Below are 18880 nucleotides of genomic sequence, written 5' to 3' on the forward strand. Positions count from 1 at the left end.
ACCCGTCCGCGTGTACGCGGATGGTAGCCGCCCCCAGGACGGTGATCCGGCAGTTTATGCCGGTGTAACACGCCCGACCTCTTCGTCACGGTGGCGAAACATCGTGCGGCATCGACGGAAACCGCGCTGCGCCAACCTCATGGCGCATAACGGCCCACCCCTTCGCAGCCACTCGTTCGCCCCCGCACGGGCCGCCGTACCGACGACGAGGAGACGCCGATGCCCCCAGGCATCACGCTCGCAGCTGACGCTCCGCAGCTGTCCAGCGCCAACACCGGTTTCATGCTGATCTGCTCGGCGCTGGTGATGATCATGACCCCCGGCCTGGCCTTCTTCTACGGAGGCATGGTCCGCGTCAAGAGCACCCTCAACATGCTGATGATGAGCTTCATCAGCCTCGGGATCGTCACGATCCTGTGGGTGCTCTATGGCTTCAGCCTCAGCTTCGGCGAGTCCAACGGCTTCATCGGCTGGTCCAAGGACTACTTCGGGCTCAGCGGCATCGGCATCGTCCAGCTCTGGCCCGGCTACACCGTCCCGATCTACGTCTTCGCCGTGTTCCAGCTGATGTTCGCGGTGATCACCCCGGCGCTGATAAGCGGCGCGCTCGCGGACCGCGTCAAGTTCAGCGCCTGGGCGCTGTTCATCACCCTGTGGGTCAGCGCCGTCTACTTCCCCGTCGCGCACTGGGTATGGGCCTCCGACGGCTGGCTCTTCAAGAAGGGCGTGATCGACTTCGCGGGCGGCACCGCCGTCCACATCAACGCGGGTGCGGCGGCCCTCGGCGTCATCCTCGTCATCGGCAAGCGCGTCGGCTTCAAGAAGGACCCGATGCGGCCGCACAGCCTGCCGCTGGTCATGCTGGGCGCCGGGCTGCTGTGGTTCGGCTGGTTCGGCTTCAACGCCGGCTCCTGGCTCGGCAACGACGACGGCGTCGGCGCGGTGATGTTCGTCAACACCCAGGTCGCCACCGCCGCCGCCATGCTCGCCTGGCTGCTCTACGAGAAGCTGCGCCACGGCTCCTTCACCACCCTGGGCGCCGCCTCCGGCGCGGTCGCGGGCCTCGTCGCCATCACCCCGTCCGGCGGCTGCGTCAGCCCCCTCGGCGCGATCGCGGTCGGCGCCATCGCCGGTCTGCTGTGCGCCATGGCCGTCGGCCTCAAGTACCGCTTCGGCTACGACGACTCCCTGGACGTCGTCGGCGTCCACATGGTCGGCGGCATCGCCGGCTCCCTCCTCGTCGGCCTCTTCGCCACCGGCGGCGTACAGTCCGACGCCAAGGGCCTCTTCTACGGCGGCGGCCTCGACCAGCTCGGCAAGCAGGCCATCGGCGTCGGCGCGGTCCTCGGCTACTCGCTGGTGGTCTCCGCGGCCCTCGCCTTCCTGCTCGACAAGACGATCGGGATGCGGGTCCCCGAGGACGACGAGGTCTCCGGCATCGACCAGGTCGAGCACGCCGAGACGGCGTACGACTTCAGCGGCGCGGGCGGCGGCACCGCCACCCGTACGCCCGCCCCGGCCCCGGGCGAGAAGGCAGCGCAGAACAAGAAGGTGGACGCATGAAGCTGATCACCGCGGTCGTCAAGCCGCACCGCCTGGACGAGATCAAGGAGGCGCTGCAGGCCTTCGGAGTCCAGGGCCTCACGGTCACCGAGGCCAGCGGATACGGGCGCCAGCGCGGCCACACCGAGGTCTACCGCGGCGCCGAGTACACCGTCGACCTCGTCCCCAAGATCCGCATCGAGGTCCTGGTCGAGGACGACGACGCCGAGCAGCTGATCGACGTCGTGGTCAAGGCCGCCAGGACCGGGAAGATCGGGGACGGCAAGGTGTGGAGCGTGCCCGTCGAGACGGCGGTCCGGGTCCGCACCGGCGAACGCGGCCCCGACGCCCTCTGAAATAGGTCCCCCGATTCGGTACGGACAGGAGCTGCCGGGTGACGAGTGTGGAAGTCAGCACAGAGACAGAAGACTCCGGATCCGGCGGCTACGCGGCGGCCCGGCTGCGCCTTCTCCACCAGGAGGCGCGGTCCGGGCCGCCGCGCCGTGCCGCCCTGGCCAAGCTCACCGACGACTGGCTGGCCCAGCTCTTCACCGGGGCAGCCAGGGCGGCCGGGGTGCGCGGGGCCGCCCTGATGGCCGTCGGCGGCTACGGGCGCGGCGAACTGTCGCCCCGCAGCGACCTCGACCTGGTGCTCGTCCACGACGGCAGCGCGAGCGCGAGCGCCGTCTCCGCGCTCGCCGACAGCCTCTGGTACCCCGTGTGGGACCTGGGCCTGGCCCTGGACCACTCGGTCCGCACCCCCGCCGAGGCCCGCAGGACCGCGGGCGCCGACCTCAAGGTGCACCTCGGCCTCCTGGACGCCCGCCATCTGGCGGGCGAGCAGTCCCTGACGGCCGCGCTGCGCACCGCCGTCCTCGCCGACTGGCGCAACCTCGCACCCAAGCGGCTGCCCGAACTGGACGCGCTGTGCCGCGAACGGGCCGAGCGCCAGGGCGAGTTGCAGTTCCTGCTCGAACCCGACCTCAAGGAGGCGCGCGGCGGCCTGCGGGACGCCACCGCCCTGCGCGCGGTCGCCGCGTCCTGGCTCGCGGACGCGCCCCGCGAGGGCCTGGGGGAGGCCCGGCGGCGGCTCCTGGACGTCCGGGACGCGCTGCACCTGGCCACCGGCCGGGCCACCGACCGCCTCGCCCTCCAGGAACAGGACGCCGTCGCCGCCGCGCTCGGCGTGCTCGACGCGGACGTGCTGCTGCGCCAGGTGTACGAGGCCGCGCGGACCATCTCGTACGCCAGTGACGTCACCTGGCGCGAGGTCGGCCGGGTGCTGCGGGCCCGCTCCGCGCGGCCCCGGCTGAGGGGGCTGCTCGGGGGCCGGACGGCGGCCCCCGAGCGGACCCCGCTCGCCGAAGGCGTGGTCGAGCAGGACGGCGAGGTGGTGCTCGCGCTCGCCGCGAAACCCGAGCGCGACCCAGTGCTGCCGCTGCGGGCCGCCGCGGCCGCCGCCCGCTCCGGGCTGCCGATCTCGCTGCACGCGGTGCGCCGCCTGGCCGCCGCGGTCCGGCCGCTGCCGGTGCCCTGGCCCGCCGAGGCCCGCGAGGAGCTGGTGACATTGCTGGGCGCGGGGGAGTCCACCGTGCCCGTCTGGGAGGCCCTCGAAGCCGAGGGGCTGATCACCCGGCTGCTGCCCGACTGGGAGCGGGTGCGCTGCCGCCCGCAGCGCAACGCCGTGCACACCTGGACCGTCGACCGCCACCTGGTGGAGACGGCCGTCCGGGCCTCCTCGCTCACCCGCCGGGTCCACCGCCCCGACCTGCTGCTGATCGCCGCCCTGCTGCACGACATCGGCAAGGGCTGGCCCGGCGACCACAGCGTGGCGGGCGAGGTCATCGCGCGCGACGTGGCCACCCGGATCGGCTTCGACAAGGACGACGTGGCCGTCGTCGCCGTCCTCGTACGCCACCATCTGCTGCTCGTGGAGACGGCGACCCGGCGCGACCTGGACGACCCCGCGACGGTACGGGCGGTGGCCGAGGCGGTCGGGACGGCGTCCACGCTCGAACTGCTCCACGCGCTCACCGAGGCGGACGCGCTGGCGACCGGACCGGCGGCCTGGTCGTCGTGGCGGGGCTCGCTGGTGGCGGACCTGGTGAAGCGGGTGGGGGCGGTGCTCGCGGGGGAGCCGGTGGACCCGGAGCCGCCGGTCGCCACGGCCGAGCAGGAGCGCCTCGCGATGGAGGCCCACCGCACGCGCGGCCCGGTCCTCGCGCTGCGCGCCCAGACGGACGCGCCGGTGGACGAGGGGGCCCGCGAACCGCTCGGGGTGGAGCTCCTGATCGCGGTCCCGGACCAGCCGGGGGTGCTGCCGGCGGTGGCGGGCGTGCTCGCGATGCACCGGCTCACCGTCCGCACGGCGGAGCTGCGGGCGATCGAGCTGCCCGATCCCGTGGGCGGGGAGATCCTGCTGCTGGACTGGCGGGTGGCGGCGGAGTACGGCTCGCTGCCGCAGGCGGCCCGGCTCCGCGCCGACCTGGTCCGGGCGCTCGACGGCTCCCTGGACCTGGCCTCCCGGCTGGCCGAGCGCGAGGCGGCCCGCCGCCGCGGCCCGGCCGCGCCCCCGCCGCGCGTCACGGTGGCCCCGGCGGCGTCCCGCCTGGCCACGGTGATCGAGGTCCGCGCCCAGGACGCACCGGGCCTGCTGCACCGCATCGGGCATGAGCTGGAACGGGCGGGGGTGCGGGTGCGCAGCGCGCACGTGTCGACGCTGGGGGCGAACGCGGTGGACGCGTTCTATGTGACGGACGGGGAGGGCGAGCCGCTGGGGGTGGAGGCGGCGGTGGGGGTCGCGCGGGGGGTGGAGCGGGCGCTGGGTTCTGAGGGCGGCTGATTCCCCCGCCCCGCCCCTTCCCTCAAGCCCTCTGGTGGGCGGCCTGGGGCTTTGCCCCGGACCCCCTTGGCTTGTCTGCGGGCCGTCCCCAACTGGTCGCGCAGTTCCCCGCGCCCCTAAATGCGCCCCTTCGAGGCGCCCAGGGGATTGCCGCGCAGCGGCATTCCTAGGGGCGCGGGGAACTGCGCGAGCAACCATCGACGGTCCGCAGACGAACGACGGCCGGGGGTCCGGGGGCGCAGCCCCCGGGAAAACGCCTCCGCCCCCACCCACCCCCGGAGGGTTAAGGGAACGGGGCGGGGTGGGGAAAACCTCTCCCGGGATACCCTGGGGGGCGTTCACCCGACCGCCCTACGAGCCGAGGATCCGCGACCACCGTGTTCGACACCCTCTCCGACCGCCTCAGCGCGACATTCAAGAACCTCCGGGGCAAGGGCCGCCTGTCCGAGGCGGACATCGACGCCACGGCCCGCGAGATCCGCATCGCGCTCCTCGAAGCCGACGTCGCCCTGCCCGTCGTGCGCGCCTTCATCAAGCAGGTCAAGGAGCGCGCGTCCGGCGCGGAGGTCTCCCAGGCGCTCAACCCCGCCCAGCAGGTCGTCAAGATCGTCAACGAGGAGCTCATCACCATCCTCGGTGGTGAGACCCGCCGGCTGCGGTTCGCCAAGACCGCCCCGACGGTCATCATGCTCGCCGGTCTCCAGGGTGCCGGTAAGACCACCCTCGCCGGAAAGCTCGGCCAGTGGCTCAAGGGCCAGGGCCACGCGCCGCTGCTCGTCGCCTGCGACCTCCAGCGGCCGAACGCCGTCAACCAGCTCTCCGTGGTCGCCGAGCGCGCGGGCGTCGCCGTCTACGCGCCGGAGCCCGGCAACGGCGTCGGCGACCCGGTCAAGGTCGCCCAGGACTCCATCGAGTACGCCCGGTCGAAGCAGTACGACGTGGTCGTCGTCGACACCGCCGGCCGCCTGGGCATCGACCAGGAGATGATGCAGCAGGCCGCGGACATCCGCGACGCCGTGAAGCCCGACGAGATCCTGTTCGTCGTCGACGCCATGATCGGCCAGGACGCGGTCAACACCGCCGAGGCCTTCCGCGACGGCGTCGGCTTCGACGGCGTGGTGCTCTCCAAGCTCGACGGCGACGCCCGGGGCGGTGCCGCGCTCTCCATCGCGCACGTCACCGGCAAGCAGATCATGTTCGCCTCCAACGGCGAGAAGCTCGACGAGTTCGACGCGTTCCACCCGGACCGCATGGCGTCGCGCATCCTCGACATGGGTGACCTGCTCACCCTGATCGAGCAGGCGGAGAAGACGTTCAGCCAAGAAGAGGCCGAGAAGATGGCCTCCAAGCTGGCGTCGAAGAAGGGCCAGGACTTCACGCTCGACGACTTCCTGGCGCAGATGGAGCAGGTCCGCAAGATGGGCTCCATCTCCAAGCTGCTCGGCATGCTCCCGGGCATGGGGCAGATCAAGGACCAGATCAACAACATCGACGAGCGCGACGTGGACCGTACCGCCGCGATCATCAAGTCGATGACCCCGGCCGAGCGCCACGAGCCGACGATCATCAACGGCTCGCGCCGCGCCCGTATCGCCAAGGGCTCCGGTGTCGAGGTCAGCGCGGTCAAGAACCTCGTCGAGCGGTTCTTCGAGGCCCGCAAGATGATGTCGCGGATGGCCCAGGGCGGCGGGATGCCCGGGATGCCCGGCATGCCGGGCATGGGTGGCGGCCCCGGCCGCCAGAAGAAGCAGCAGAAGGCCGCCAAGGGCAAGCGCAAGAGCGGCAACCCGATGAAGCGCAAGGCCGAGGAGCAGGCGGCCGCCGAGCGCCGCGAGCAGGGCGCCGCGGGCCTGCCCGCCCCCGCCCAGGCCCCGCAGGACTTCGAACTGCCGGACGCGTTCAAGAAGTTCATGGGCTGACGTCCGACCCGAGCGTCTCCTGCGTACTTCGTACGTACGGGACGTCCGGCGAAGGTGTCGCAAGGGCCCGCGAGCCGTACAGGCCGCGGGCCCCTGCGCGTACCCGGGCCCCGGCAGCCCTGTCGGCCCACCCGGAATGCCCCGCTCGGCCCGCTCTCCGATAATCGCCGTACAGGCCAGAGGAGAGCAGCGTGCCCAATCCCGTACCCCCACGAGATCGCACCGACCAGCCATGGCGCTCCGAGGGCGCGCCCCCGTCGCCCCCGCCGAAGCGGAAGATGCCCGGGGGCTGGGGCAGCCTGATCCTCGCCGCGCTCGTCGTCTACCTGATCACCAATCTGATCCTGTCGTTCCTCGACGAGGGCAACGAGCCGACGCTGTCGTACACCGAGTTCAGCAAACAGGTCTCGGCCGGCAACGTGGAGAAGATCTACTCCAAGGGCGACGCCATCCAGGGGCAGCTCAAGAGCTCCCAGACCGTCCCCGGCGGCAGCGACAAGTACACCAAGTTCACCACCCAGCGGCCGACCTTCGCCGACGACGACCTGTGGTCCCAGCTGACCAAGCAGAACGTCACCGTCACCGCCCAGCCGGTCGTCGAGCACCGCAGCTTCCTGGCCAACCTGCTGATCTCGCTCGCCCCGATGCTCCTGCTGGTCGTCCTGTGGCTGTTCATCGCCCGCCGGATGAGCGCCGGGCTCGGCGGCGGGATGCTGGGGCGCAAGGCGCCGCCCAAACCCGTCGAGCTGACCGAGGACAAGAGGACCACCTTCGAGGACGTGGCCGGCATCGACGAGGTCGAGGGCGAGCTCAACGACGTCGTGGACTTCCTCAAGAACCCGTCCGCGTACCGGAAGATGGGCGCCCGGATGCCCGGCGGCGTCCTGCTCGCGGGCCCGCCCGGCACCGGCAAGACCCTGCTCGCGCGGGCCGTCGCGGGCGAGGCCGGGGTGCCGTTCTTCTCCGCATCGGCCTCCGAGTTCATCGAGATGATCGTGGGCGTGGGCGCCTCGCGGGTACGCGAACTCTTCGCCGAGGCACGGAAGGTGGCCCCCGCCATCATCTTCATCGACGAGATCGACACCATCGGACGGGCGCGCGGCGGCGGCGCCGGGATGGGCGGGCACGACGAGCGCGAGCAGACGCTGAACCAGATCCTCACCGAGATGGACGGCTTCTCCGGATCCGAGGGCGTCGTCGTCATCGCCGCCACCAACCGGGCCGACGTCCTGGACCCGGCGCTCACCCGGCCCGGCAGATTCGACCGGATCGTGCAGGTCAGCCCGCCCGACCGGGGAGGCCGCGAGTCCATCCTGAAGATCCACACCCGTGAGATCCCGATGGCCCACGACGTCGACCTCGCCCAGCTGGCCCGCACCACCCCCGGCATGACCGGCGCCGAACTCGCCAACCTGGCCAACGAGGCGGCCCTGCTCGCCGTCAAACGCCGCCAGAGCGAGGTCACCCAGTCCGACCTCTCCGACGCCCTGGAGAAGGTCCAGCTGGGCGCCGAGCGGCCGCTGGTGATGCCGGAGGAGGAGCGCCGCCGCACCGCCTACCACGAGAGCGGCCACGCCCTGCTCGGCATGCTCCAGCCCGGCGCCGACCCCGTCCGCAAGATCACCATCGTGCCCCGGGGCCGGGCGCTCGGCGTGACGCTGTCCACCCCGGACGCCGACAAGTACGCGTACACCGAGGACTATCTGCGCGGCCGCATCATCGGCGCGCTCGGCGGCATGGCGGCCGAGCACGTCGTCTTCGACGTGATCACCACCGGCGCCGAGAACGACCTCGAACAGGTCACCAACCTGGCCCGGGGCATGGTGGCCCGATGGGGCATGAGCAAGAAGATCGGCCCCCTCACCGCCCTGCCGGGCGACGCCCAGCAGGCGTACGGGCTCGCCGCGGCCCCCGAGACCCTGGACGCCATCGCCACCGAGATGCGCCGCATCGTCGACGAGTGCTACGCCGAGGCGTGCCGCCTGCTGCGCGAGCACCGCCCCAAGCTCGACGCCCTCGCCGAGGCGCTGCTCAAGAACGAGACGCTGGAGGAGGAGGCCGCGTACCGCGCGGCGGGCATCCCGCGCCTGGCGAAGACGGACTCCTGAACGGGCCCGGCACTCGCTCTACGCGCGCGTGGTCGAAGGGCGCGCCTGCGACGGTCGGCAAAGGGCTCGCCCTACGCGCGCGTGGCTGCCCAGGCTCGCTCTACGCGCGCGTGGCCCAAGACCGTGCGCCTGCTACGGCGTGCGCGCGATCAGATAGCGGAATACGTTCGGCATCCACACCGTGCCGTCCCGGCGCAGATGTGGGTGCAGCGCCTCCGTCAGCTCCTTCTCGACCTGGACCTGGTCGGTGGCCCTGGCCGCCGCGTCGAACAGGCCCGTCGACAGCAGCCCGCGCACCGCGCTGTCGGTGTCCGCGTAGCCGAACGGGCACGCCACCCGCCCCGAACCGTCGGGCCGCAGCCCCGCCCGCGACGCCAGGTCCTCCAGATCGTCGCGCAGGCTCGGCCGCCAGCGCGGCGCGTCGGCGAGCCGGGTCGCCACCCGCAGCACGCCCGAGGTGGCACACCGCTCCGGCGGGCCCCAGCCGGCCAGCACCACCGCGGCGCCGCGCTCGGCGAGCCCCACCGCGGCCTCCAGGGCCGCCCCGGGGCCGTCCGCGTCGCCCGCCGCGCAGCCCACCGGCTCGAAGGCGGTCACCAGGTCGTAGCGGGCCGCGGCGGGACCGGCGGCCTCCGGGCCGCCCTCCAGGACGCGGGCGCCGTCGCGGTCCCCGGCGCGCCCCCACACCCCCTCCGGCAGCAGCCGCTCACGGGCCAGCGCGAGCCGCTCCGGCCGGGTGTCCACACCCGTCACGCGCGCGCCGCGCGAGGCCGCCATCAACAGGGCGAGCCCGGAGCCGCAGCCCAGGCCGAGCAGCCGGGTGGCGGGTCCCACCTCCAGCCGCTCGTACACCGCTTCGTAGAGCGGTACCAGCATCCGCTCCTGGATCTCCGCCCAGTCACGCGCGCGTGCACATGCCTGCGCGGGCGGGGCGGAGGCCGCGGGGGACTGATGCCGGACGAGCGTAGGTGTCATGGAAAGCGCCCCAATCCGCAGAAGAGGTCAGCCGTGCGCTGATGGAAAGCCCCCGTACACGTGCGGTCGCACTCCCCCCGTATGCCAGGGAACTCCGCATCCGCCATCGCGTCCAGAGGGAGGGCGATTCACGTTCGGGGCCGCCGGGCCCGTACCATTCGCGCCATGGCAAAGGCACCCGTTCTCACGCCCCAGGCGGAAGACTTCCCCCGCTGGTACCAGGATCTGATCAACAAGGCCGAGCTCGCGGACAACGGTCCGGTGCGCGGCACCATGGTGATCCGACCGTACGGCTACGGCCTGTGGGAGCGGATGCAGCAGGAGATGGACGCGCGCATCAAGGACGCGGGCGCCCAGAACGCGTACTTCCCGCTGTTCATCCCGCAGTCCTACCTGACCCGCGAGGCCGAGCACGTCGAGGGCTTCGCGCCCGAGCTCGCGGTGGTCACGCACGGCGGCGGCAAGGAGCTCGAAGAGCCCGTCGTGGTGCGCCCCACCTCCGAGACGATCATCAACGACTACTTCTCGAAGTGGGTGCAGAGCTACCGCGACCTGCCCCTGCTCATCAACCAGTGGGCCAACGTGGTCCGTTGGGAGATGCGGCCGCGCGTCTTCCTCCGTACGAGTGAGTTCCTCTGGCAGGAGGGCCACACCGCGCACGCTTCCTATGAGGACGCCCGCGACTACGCGGCGCGCATCCACAAGGACGTCTACGCGGACTTCATGACCAACGTCCTGGGCATCGACGTGGTCCTGGGCCGCAAGACGCCCAAGGAGCGGTTCGCCGGCGCCATCAACACCCTCACGCTCGAAGGCATGATGGGCGACGGCAAGGCCCTCCAGCTGGGCACCAGCCACGAGCTGGGCACCAACTTCGCCAAGGCCTTCAACACCCAGTACCTGTCCAAGGACGGCAAGCAGGAACTGGTCTGGCAGACCTCGTGGGGCGTCTCCACCCGCATGGTCGGCGGTCTGATCATGTCGCACGGCGACGACAACGGCCTGCGGGTGCCGCCGCGCCTGGCGCACGTCCAGGTCGTCGTCATGGCGATCAAGGGCGACGAGGCCGTCGCCAAGGTCCGCGAGCTCGGCGACCGCCTGAAGGCGCTGGGCATCCGCGTCCAGGTCGACGACCGGGTGGACACCCCCTTCGGCCGCCGCGCGGTGGACTGGGAGCTCAAGGGCGTGCCCGTACGCGTCGAGATCGGCCCGCGCGACCTGGAGGCCGGCACCGCGATGCTCGCCCGCCGCATCCCCGGCGGCAAGGAGCCCGTCGCCATCGACGCGCTCGGCGAACTGCTGCCCAAGGTCCTCGAAGAGGACCAGGCACAGCTGCTGCGCGAGTCCCGCGAGCGCCGCGAGTCCCGCACCAGCGAGGTCACCACCCTGGAGGAGGCCGCCGAGGCCGCCACCGCCGGCGGCTGGGCGCGCATCCCGTGGGCGACCCTGGGCGCCGAGGGCGAGGCCAAGCTCGCCGAGCAGGCCGTGTCCGTACGGTGTCTGGTCGCCGAGGACGGGTCGGTCCCCGACGCCGACGACGCCCCCGGTACCGTCGCCATCGTCGCCCGCTCCTACTGAGCGGCCCGCGGCCCGTTCGGGTCGGCCGAAAACGCCTCTTGCGCACCGGCTGATTCCTGGCACCCCGGCGTGTGGACATCATCTACGCGCCGGGGCGTACGCGCCGCTACGTACTACCTTGGTGTGAGCTGTGAGGCTTCTCCGCAGATCAGCGCACCCGCCCTCGTCCGGACGCATCAACGGCAACTGACGGGTACGTGCAAATTATTTGGGATGCCCCGGAATAGGAACACCGGGGCACTCCGGCTCGTTGTCACGACGTGAGCACGACACCACCTGTTCTCGCCGCAGAGCTGGCGCAGGCGTGGGCCGACATTCAGCGGTACCACCCCGAGCTGCCTGACCTTGCCGCGCCCGAGTCCCTGATCGGAGAGTCGTCGTCCGCCTGCGGCGCCGAGCTCTCCTTCGAGCGACTGCTCCATGAGGCAGTCCACGGCATTGCCGCCGCCCGGGGTGTCCGCGACACATCCCGGGCCGGGCGGTACCACAACCGCAGATTCCTGGCCATCGCCGAGGAGCTCGGCCTCGACCATCCCGAGGAACCGCACCCCAGCAGCGGCTTCTCCCTGGTCGCGCTGAACCCCGAGGCGAGGCGCCGCTACCGGCCGACGATCGAGCGGCTGCAGCGGGCCCTCAAGGCACACACCGTGGCCACCGCCGCCGACACCAAGCGCTCCTTCAGAGGCCCGGCGGCACGGCACGGCTCCTCCGGCGGCGGCGTCCGCGTCAAGGCCGTCTGCGACTGCGGCCGCAACGTGCGCGTCGTCCCCTCCGTGCTCGCCCAGGCGCCGATCGTCTGCGGCGGCTGCGGCAAGCCGTTCCGCATCCCCGAGGTCGTGGCCGCCGCGAGCTGATCCCGGACCGGTCGCCGGACGGGGGCGGCGCGGCCGGGAGGCGGACCCCACACGCAGGTGCGCCGCCCGGGGGTGCCCCACGGACCCCCGGCGTGCCCGGCGCCGGCATGTGGCACAATGGCTAGCTGTACTCGACAGCCGCACAGGAACCCTCTCGCCTCCGGCTGACGCGTCCATCGGGCACTCCGAGTACCGCAACCCCACGTGGCATCCCGTTGTGCCCAACCACGTCAAGACCAGGAGACACCACTCCAGTGGCAGTCAAGATCAAGCTCAAGCGCCTCGGCAAGATTCGCCAGCCGCACTACCGCATCGTCGTCGCCGACGCCCGCACCCGTCGTGACGGTCGCGCGATCGAAGAGATCGGTATCTACCACCCGACGTACAACCCGTCGCGCATCGAGGTCGACGCCGAGCGTGCGCAGTACTGGCTGTCGGTCGGCGCCCAGCCCACCGAGGCTGTGCTCGCCATCCTGAAGCTGACCGGTGACTGGCAGGCGCACAAGGGCCTCCCGGCCCCCGCGCCGCTGCTGCAGCCGGAGACGAAGGAGAGCAAGCGCCGCTCCTTCGACGAGTTCGCCAAGGCTCTCGAGGGCGACGACGCCAAGGGTGAGGCCATCACCCCCAAGGCCAAGAAGGCTGACAAGAAGGCGGACGAGGCTGCGGCCGACGCCGCCGAGTCGACCGAGGCCTGAGCATGCTCGAGGAGGCTCTTGAGCACCTCGTGAAGGGCATCGTCGACAACCCCGACGACGTGCAGGTCGCCTCGCGCACCCTGCGCCGGGGGCGCGTGCTGGAGGTCCGGGTCCACCCCGACGACCTCGGCAAGGTGATCGGCCGCAACGGCCGCACCGCCCGCGCTCTTCGTACCGTCGTGGGCGCCATCGGTGGCCGTGGTATCCGCGTCGACCTCGTCGACGTGGACCAGGTCCACTGACAAAGTTGGTTGTTTTACCAGATGCGCCGGCTCGGGCCGGGGAGGGCCATAGCGCCTTCCCCGGCCCGCAGTCGTCTCTGGACCCCACACACCGAGAAGCCGTAGGCATCCGACAGGAAAGTTGAACGACGTGCAGCTGGTAGTCGCGCGGATCGGCCGCGCCCACGGCATCAAGGGCGAGGTCACCGTCGAGGTGCGCACCGACGAGCCGGAGCTGCGGCTCGCCCCCGGCGCCGTACTGGCCACCGACCCGGCCTCCACCGGGCCGCTCACCATCGAGACCGGCCGCGTCCACAGCGGCCGTCTGCTGCTGCGCTTCGAGGGCGTACGCGACCGGACCGGCGCCGAGGCCCTGCGCAACACCCTGCTCATCGCCGACGTGGACCCGGAGGAGCGTCCCGAAGAGGACGACGAGTACTACGACCACCAGCTCATCGACCTCGACGTGGTCCTCACCGACGGCACCGAGGTCGGCCGGATCACCGAGATCTCGCACCTGCCGTCCCAGGACCTCTTCATCGTCGAGCGGCCCGACGGCACCGAGGTCATGATCCCGTTCGTCGGCGAGATCGTCACCGAGATCGACCTGGACGAGCAGCGGGCCGTCATCGACCCGCCGCCCGGTCTGATCGACGACCGCGCCGAGATCGCCTCCGCGCGCGACGAGGAGGCCGGCGACGCAAGCGCTTCCGGCGACTCCGGCGACGTCAGTGGGGACGAGAACTGATGCGCCTCGACGTCGTCACGATCTTCCCCGAGTACCTGGAGCCCCTGAACGTCTCCCTCGTCGGCAAGGCACGCGCGCGTGGACAGCTCGACGTCCACGTGCACGACCTGCGGGAGTGGACCCACGACCGGCACAACACGGTCGACGACACCCCCTACGGCGGCGGCCCCGGCATGGTCATGAAGACCGAGCCCTGGGGCGCCTGCCTCGACGACGCGCTGGCCGACGGGTACGAGGCGGGGGCGCACGGTCCCGTCATGGTGGTGCCCACGCCCAGCGGACGGCCCTTCACCCAGGAACTCGCCGTCGAGCTCTCCGCCAAGCCGTGGCTGATCTTCATGCCCGCGCGCTACGAGGGCATCGACCGCCGCGTCATGGACGAGTACGCCACGCGGATACCGGTGTACGAGGTCTCCATCGGCGACTACGTCCTCGCGGGCGGGGAGGCCGCCGTCCTGGTCATCACCGAGGCGGTGGCCCGGCTGCTGCCCGGCGTCCTCGGCAACGCCGAGTCCCACCGCGACGACTCCTTCGCCCCCGGCGCCATGGCCAACCTCCTCGAAGGGCCCGTCTACACCAAGCCCCCCGAGTGGCGCGGCCGCGGCATCCCGGACGTCCTGCTCAGCGGGCACCACGGCAAGATCGCCCGCTGGCGGCGGGACGAGGCGTTCCGCCGCACCGCCCTGAACCGGCCCGACCTGATCGAGCGCTGCGACCCCGCCGCCTTCGACAAGAAGGACCGCGAAGTGCTCTCCATCCTGGGCTGGGCCCCCGAGCCCGGCGGCCGATTTTGGCGCAGGCCCCAGGACGTGGAAGAATAAGCCGCTGCTGTACGCCCGGCCCACGCCCCTGCCACAGGGGGAAGGGCAAAGCGTTCCCCGCGCACGCGGGAGTCGCCCCACGGCGGTCCGGTGCGAACGGCAACCTGAACCCCATCACGACATTCCGCTGATGACCTGTGGCATCGGCGAGGAAGCAGAAGAACATGGCCAGCCTGCTCGACTCCGTCAACGCCGCGGCGCTCCGCACCGACGTCCCGGCCTTCCGCCCGGGTGACACCGTCAACGTCCACGTCCGCGTGATCGAGGGCAACCGCTCCCGTATCCAGCAGTTCAAGGGCGTTGTCATCCGCCGTCAGGGCGCCGGCGTCTCCGAGACCTTCACGGTCCGCAAGGTCTCCTTCTCCGTCGGCGTCGAGCGCACCTTCCCGGTGAACTCCCCGATCTTCGAGAAGATCGAGCTCGTCACCCGCGGTGACGTCCGCCGCGCGAAGCTGTACTACCTGCGCGAGCTCCGCGGCAAGGCCGCGAAGATCAAGGAGAAGCGCGACAACTGAGCTCCGGCTCGGCGGTGAGCCACGGCCCACCACACTCGCGTACGGGTCCACAGGCCGGGCGGATAGGCTCTGCCCCCGATGGACACCGAAGCACAGCACACGGAGCGCGACCTCCCCTCCACCTCTCAGCCGGGGCCGGAGCGGGGGTCGCGCTCCGCGCGTTTTCCCGCCCTCGCCGCCCTCCTGGAAGGGCCCTGGCGCAAGGCCGCGGCCCTGTTCGCGGTGTGCCTGGTCTTCCTGCTGCTGCTCAGCCACTTCGTCCTGCAGCCCTTCCTGATCCCCAGCGGCTCCATGGAGCCCACCCTGAAGGTGGGCGACCGGGTCCTGGTCAACAAGCTGGCGTACCGTTTCGGCAGCCATCCGGCCCGCGGTGACGTCGTGGTCTTCGACGGCCGGGGTTCCTTCACGGACGAGCCGCCGGACGGGAACCCGGTGGGCAGGGCCCTTCGTTCAGCGGTTGCGTCCCTGGGGCTGCGGGAGCCCGAGGGGAATGTGTACGTGAAGCGGGTCGTCGGCGTCGGCGGCGACCGGATCGTGTGCTGCGACAAGGGCGGGAGGGTGCGGGTGAACGGGACACCGGTGACCGAGGAGTACGTGCACCCGGGCGACGCCCCCTCCCAGGTGCCCTTCGACATCGTGGTGCCCGACGGCACCCTGTTCGTCCTGGGCGACCACCGCTCGCGCTCCAGCGACTCCCGCGACCACCTCGGCTCCCCGGGCGGCGGCATGGTGCCCGTGGACCATGTGGTGGGGCGCGTCGACTGGATCGGCTGGCCGTTCGGCCGCTGGTCGGGCATCGGCGGCTCCGGCGCCTTCGCGCGCGTGCCCGCACCGGGCGGCGCCCATGGGTAACCGCGGGCGCCCGCGCTCGGCGCCCCGCCCCGCCGACGAACCACTGCCCACCGGCACCCGGCCGACGTCGCGTGCGGGGGCGCGGGGGGCGGGGGCGAGAACGAGAGGGGCCGCGGGACGCGCCTCGCAGGCGGATGCCTTCGCGACCGGCCCCGATGCCTTGGCGACTGCCCCTGATGCCTTCGCGACCGCCGCGGATGCCTTCGTGACTGCCGAGGCGCCCGCGGTCGCTCCTACGGAGCCCGATCTCTCCGTACCCGATCTTTCGGGACCCGATCCGTACGCACCCGATCCGTACGCACCCGATCCGTACGCATCCGATCCGTACGCATCCGATCCTTACGCACCCCCCGGACCCGCCACGGAGGCGACGGAACCCGCCACGGAGGCGGCGGCAGCCTCCGAGCGCCCGCCCGGCCGCCGGGCCCAGCAGGGCCGGGCCGACCGGCGCAGGCTCGCCCGCAAGGTGAAGCGGCGCCGCCGCAGGTCCGCGGTGAAGGAGATACCCCTGCTCGTCGGGGTGGCGGTGCTCATCGCCCTCGTACTGAAGACGTTCCTCGTCCAGGCCTTCGTCATCCCGTCCGGCTCGATGCAGGAGACGATCACCATCGGGGACCGGGTGCTCGTCGACAAGCTCACGCCCTGGTTCGGCTCCCGGCCGCAGCGCGGCGACGTGGTGGTCTTCAAGGACCCCGGCGGCTGGCTCAAGGAAGAGAAGAAGACCACCGGCGGCAGCGACCCGGTGGTCGTCAAGCAGGTCAAACAGGGACTCACCTTCATCGGACTGCTGCCCTCCGACAACGAGCAGGATCTCATCAAGCGGGTCATCGCGGTCGGCGGCGACACCGTGAAGTGCTGCGACGCGGGCGGCAAGGTCACCGTCAACGGCGTGCCCCTGGACGAGCCCTACGTACACCCCGGCAACCCGCCCTCGGAGATCAGGTTCGAGGTCAAGGTGCCCGAGGGACGGCTCTTCATGATGGGCGACCACCGCTCGAATTCGGCCGATTCCCGCTTCCACCTCGACGAGGCGTACCACGGGACCGTCTCCGAGGACGGCGTCATCGGGCGGGCCGTCGTCATCGGCTGGCCCTTCGACCGCTGGAAGTGGCTGGAGGAGCCCGGGACATTCGGCTCGGTGCCGGACGCGCCCGGCAGGTCGGACACCGCGCTCGGTGCGTCGCATAGGGTGTCCTCCCGGGATCCGGCAGCGGATCCCGACAGATCACGCGAAGTAGCAGTAAATAAATCGATATCGGATGACCCGAAATCGAACGAGACGATCCGGCTCCCGAGCCCTGCGGAACTCCCGCTCGTTATGGGAGTGGTGGGCCTGCGCCTGGCACGGCGCGGGCGGTGGCACGGACTGAGGAGTGGATGTGGGGGATTTGGCGGTCGGCGCACGATCCGGACACGACGAGCCCGAGGAGCGGCCGGACGGGCCCGCCGACCCGCCCGCACAGGCTCAGGCCGACAGCGGCGGTGGCGGCACCGCCGACGGCTCGGGGGGTGACGGTGAGCCGGGCGGCTCGGGCAGCGGCCCCAGGAAGCAGCGCTCCTTCTGGAAGGAGCTGCCGCTGCTCATCGGTATCGCGCTGATCCTGGCGCTGCTGATCAAGACGTTCCTGGTGCAGGCGTTCTCGATCCCCTCGGACTCGATGCAGGACACCCTCCAGCGCGGTGACCGCGTCCTGGTGGACAAGCTGACGCCGTGGTTCGGCTCCACGCCCGAGCGCGGCGAGGTCGTCGTCTTCCACGACCCGGGCGGCTGGCTGGAGGACCAGAAGCCGGCCGAGCCCAACGCGGTGCAGAAGTTCCTCAGCTTCATCGGCCTGATGCCGTCCGCCGAGGAGAAGGACCTGATCAAGCGGGTCATCGCGACCGGCGGCGACACAGTGGAGTGCAAGAAGGGCGGCCCGGTCAAGGTCAACGGCCACGCCCTGAACGAGCCGTACATCTACCCCGGCGACAGCGCCTGCGACGACATGCCGTTCGGCCCGATCAAGGTCCCCAAGGGCCGGATCTGGGTGATGGGCGACCACCGCCAGAACTCGCTGGACTCCCGCTACCACCAGGAGCTGCCGGGCGGCGGCACCGTCTCCAACGACGAGGTCGTGGGCCGCGCGTTCACCATCGCCTGGCCGCTCAACCGCATCGACTGGCTCGGCATCCCGGGCACCTTCGACCAGAAGGGCATCAACGGCATGGCCGCGGCCGGCACGGCGGCCCCGGTGGCCGCGGGGCTCGCGGGCGCGGTGCCGGTCGTGCTGTGGCGGCGGCGCAGGCTCACCCGGCAGAGTGACGCGATCGAGGGCGCCGACCTCACCCGGGAGGGCTGACCGCGCGGGATACCGCCGGGTAGGGTGCCGTCCCAGATCGTCGATCTCCGGGACCCGCGCAGAACGCGGGTGACCGGGGGAGGAGCACTGGGATGAGCGGAACAGGACGTACGGACGACGGCCGCGGCCGCGGTCTCGGCAATCTGCTGTCGGGGCTGGCCGTGGCCGTCGGCTGTGTGCTCTTCCTCGGCGGGTTCGCCTGGGGCGCCGTCGAGTACAAGCCGTACACGGTCCCGACCCAGTCCATGGAGCCGACGGTCAAGGCGGGCGACCGGGTCCTCGCCCAGCGCATCGACGGCGCCGACGTCAAGCGCGGCGACGTGGTGATCTTCGAGGACAAGGTCTGGGGCAACGTCCCCATGGTCAAGCGCGTGGTCGGCATAGGCGGCGACACCGTCAAGTGCTGCGACCAGGGCGGCAAGCTGACCGTCAACGGCCAGGCGATCGACGAACCGTATCTGCACAACACGGCCCCCTCCACGACCAAGTTCAGCGCCACCGTCCCGAAGGACCAGCTCTTCCTCCTCGGCGACGAGCGCGACGTCTCGCTGGACTCCCGGGTACACCTGGAGGACGCGGCGAACGGCTCGGTGCCGCGCTCGGCCGTCAGCGCGCGCGTGGACGCGGTGGCGTGGCCGCTGGACGGCATGCTGAAGCGCCCGACGGGCTTCAAGGCACTTCCGGGCGGTATCTCGCAGCCGGGGCCGCTGACGCTGATGGTGGGCGCGGTGGTCGCCGGAGCCGTGCTGATCGTGCTGGGCGCGGCGTACGGACCGCTGGCGCGGCGCCTGGGGCGGCGGCGCGGGGCGGGACGGGAGGTGCCGGTTGGGGGGCAGTGAGGCGGGTGGGGCCGGGGGCGGGGCCGAGCCCG

16 protein-coding genes and 1 pseudogene are annotated in these 18880 nt (G+C 71.7%); 16 read left to right on the forward strand and 1 reads right to left on the reverse strand.

The window, feature by feature from the left end; genetic code table 11:
* Nucleotides 1-219 precede the first annotated feature (219 nt).
* The 5 genes from BX283_RS28515 (at nt 220) to ftsH (ending at nt 8411) form a co-directional block, all read left to right on the forward strand.
* Nucleotides 220-1563 carry an ammonium transporter gene (locus BX283_RS28515; protein WP_101390345.1) on the forward strand — a complete coding sequence of 448 codons (1344 nt, stop codon included), beginning with the start codon at nt 220-222 and terminating at the stop codon, nt 1561-1563.
* Nucleotides 1560-1898 (forward strand): P-II family nitrogen regulator, encoded by a 339-nt coding sequence (locus BX283_RS28520; RefSeq protein WP_101390346.1) that lies wholly within the window; start codon nt 1560-1562, stop codon nt 1896-1898. Before BX283_RS28515 ends, BX283_RS28520 begins: the two co-directional genes overlap by 4 nt.
* A 38-nt stretch (nt 1899-1936) precedes the next feature.
* Entirely contained in the window at nt 1937-4384 is a 2448-nt protein-coding gene (locus tag BX283_RS28525) for a [protein-PII] uridylyltransferase (RefSeq protein ID WP_101390347.1), read from the forward strand.
* Between the two features lie 377 nt (nt 4385-4761).
* A complete protein-coding gene (gene ffh / locus BX283_RS28530; protein WP_101390348.1) occupies nt 4762-6303 on the forward strand; it encodes a signal recognition particle protein in 1542 nt (513 codons plus the stop codon).
* Between the two features lie 191 nt (nt 6304-6494).
* Nucleotides 6495-8411 (forward strand): ATP-dependent zinc metalloprotease FtsH, encoded by a 1917-nt coding sequence (ftsH, locus tag BX283_RS28535; RefSeq protein ID WP_101390349.1) that lies wholly within the window; start codon nt 6495-6497, stop codon nt 8409-8411.
* Nucleotides 8412-8543: 132 nt separating this feature from the next.
* On the opposite strand, the gene BX283_RS28540 is transcribed toward ftsH, so the two are convergent.
* Entirely contained in the window at nt 8544-9386 is an 843-nt protein-coding gene (locus tag BX283_RS28540; RefSeq protein ID WP_101390350.1) for a methyltransferase domain-containing protein, read from the reverse strand.
* 165 nt (nt 9387-9551) lie between these two features.
* Here BX283_RS28540 and proS point away from each other — a divergent pair, with 165 nt between their 5' ends.
* The 11 genes and pseudogenes from proS (at nt 9552) to lepB (BX283_RS28595) (ending at nt 18848) form a co-directional block, all read left to right on the forward strand.
* The gene (proS, locus tag BX283_RS28545) at nt 9552-10964 is read left to right on the forward strand and encodes a proline--tRNA ligase (RefSeq protein WP_101390351.1); all 1413 of its coding nucleotides are present in this window, start codon (nt 9552-9554) and stop codon (nt 10962-10964) included.
* A 260-nt stretch (nt 10965-11224) separates the two neighbouring features.
* Nucleotides 11225-11818: a hypothetical protein gene (locus BX283_RS28550; RefSeq protein WP_101390352.1), complete on the forward strand. Its 594-nt coding sequence runs from the start codon at nt 11225-11227 to the stop codon at nt 11816-11818.
* Between the two features lie 254 nt (nt 11819-12072).
* The gene (gene rpsP / locus BX283_RS28555) at nt 12073-12513 is read left to right on the forward strand and encodes a 30S ribosomal protein S16 (protein ID WP_067164757.1); all 441 of its coding nucleotides are present in this window, start codon (nt 12073-12075) and stop codon (nt 12511-12513) included.
* A 2-nt stretch (nt 12514-12515) separates the two neighbouring features.
* A complete protein-coding gene (locus BX283_RS28560) occupies nt 12516-12755 on the forward strand; it encodes an RNA-binding protein (protein WP_033266910.1) in 240 nt (79 codons plus the stop codon).
* Between the two features lie 130 nt (nt 12756-12885).
* Nucleotides 12886-13482, forward strand: coding sequence for a ribosome maturation factor RimM (gene rimM, locus BX283_RS28565; RefSeq protein WP_101390353.1), 597 nt, complete (start codon nt 12886-12888; stop codon nt 13480-13482).
* Nucleotides 13482-14303: a tRNA (guanosine(37)-N1)-methyltransferase TrmD gene (gene trmD / locus BX283_RS28570; RefSeq protein WP_101390354.1), complete on the forward strand. Its 822-nt coding sequence runs from the start codon at nt 13482-13484 to the stop codon at nt 14301-14303. The genes rimM and trmD overlap by 1 nt, the downstream gene beginning before the upstream one ends.
* Before the next feature lie 164 nt (nt 14304-14467).
* Nucleotides 14468-14818 carry a 50S ribosomal protein L19 gene (rplS, locus tag BX283_RS28575; protein WP_101390355.1) on the forward strand — a complete coding sequence of 117 codons (351 nt, stop codon included), beginning with the start codon at nt 14468-14470 and terminating at the stop codon, nt 14816-14818.
* Between the two features lie 78 nt (nt 14819-14896).
* Nucleotides 14897-15670 (forward strand): signal peptidase I, encoded by a 774-nt coding sequence (gene lepB, locus BX283_RS28580; protein WP_101390356.1) that lies wholly within the window; start codon nt 14897-14899, stop codon nt 15668-15670.
* Between the two features lie 466 nt (nt 15671-16136).
* A pseudogene (gene lepB / locus BX283_RS28585) lies at nt 16137-17144 on the forward strand (signal peptidase I); the annotation flags it as partial.
* Nucleotides 17059-18009 (forward strand): signal peptidase I, encoded by a 951-nt coding sequence (gene lepB / locus BX283_RS41730; protein WP_101390357.1) that lies wholly within the window; start codon nt 17059-17061, stop codon nt 18007-18009. The pseudogene lepB (BX283_RS28585) and the gene lepB (BX283_RS41730), both read left to right, overlap by 86 nt.
* A gap of 92 nt (nt 18010-18101) precedes the next feature.
* Nucleotides 18102-18848 carry a signal peptidase I gene (gene lepB / locus BX283_RS28595; RefSeq protein WP_101390358.1) on the forward strand — a complete coding sequence of 249 codons (747 nt, stop codon included), beginning with the start codon at nt 18102-18104 and terminating at the stop codon, nt 18846-18848.
* Nucleotides 18849-18880 lie beyond the last annotated feature (32 nt).

The sequence above is a fragment of the Streptomyces sp. TLI_146 genome, from assembly GCF_002846415.1.
GTDB lineage: Bacteria > Actinomycetota > Actinomycetes > Streptomycetales > Streptomycetaceae > Streptomyces.

Bases quoted from the DNA above. Each gene is read 5' to 3' on its own strand.
- trmD (WP_101390354.1), top strand. From the start codon at position 13,482: ATGCGCCTCGACGTCGTCACGATCTTCCCCGAGTACCTGGAGCCCCTG.
- lepB (WP_101390358.1), top strand. From the start codon at position 18,102: ATGAGCGGAACAGGACGTACGGACGACGGCCGCGGCCGCGGTCTCGGC.
- proS (WP_101390351.1), top strand. From the start codon at position 9,552: ATGGCAAAGGCACCCGTTCTCACGCCCCAGGCGGAAGACTTCCCCCGC.
- lepB (WP_101390356.1), top strand. From the start codon at position 14,897: ATGGACACCGAAGCACAGCACACGGAGCGCGACCTCCCCTCCACCTCT.
- rplS (WP_101390355.1), top strand. From the start codon at position 14,468: ATGGCCAGCCTGCTCGACTCCGTCAACGCCGCGGCGCTCCGCACCGAC.
- BX283_RS28540 (WP_101390350.1), bottom strand. From the start codon at position 9,386: ATGACACCTACGCTCGTCCGGCATCAGTCCCCCGCGGCCTCCGCCCCG.
- BX283_RS28560 (WP_033266910.1), top strand. From the start codon at position 12,516: ATGCTCGAGGAGGCTCTTGAGCACCTCGTGAAGGGCATCGTCGACAAC.
- BX283_RS28515 (WP_101390345.1), top strand. From the start codon at position 220: ATGCCCCCAGGCATCACGCTCGCAGCTGACGCTCCGCAGCTGTCCAGC.
- BX283_RS28520 (WP_101390346.1), top strand. From the start codon at position 1,560: ATGAAGCTGATCACCGCGGTCGTCAAGCCGCACCGCCTGGACGAGATC.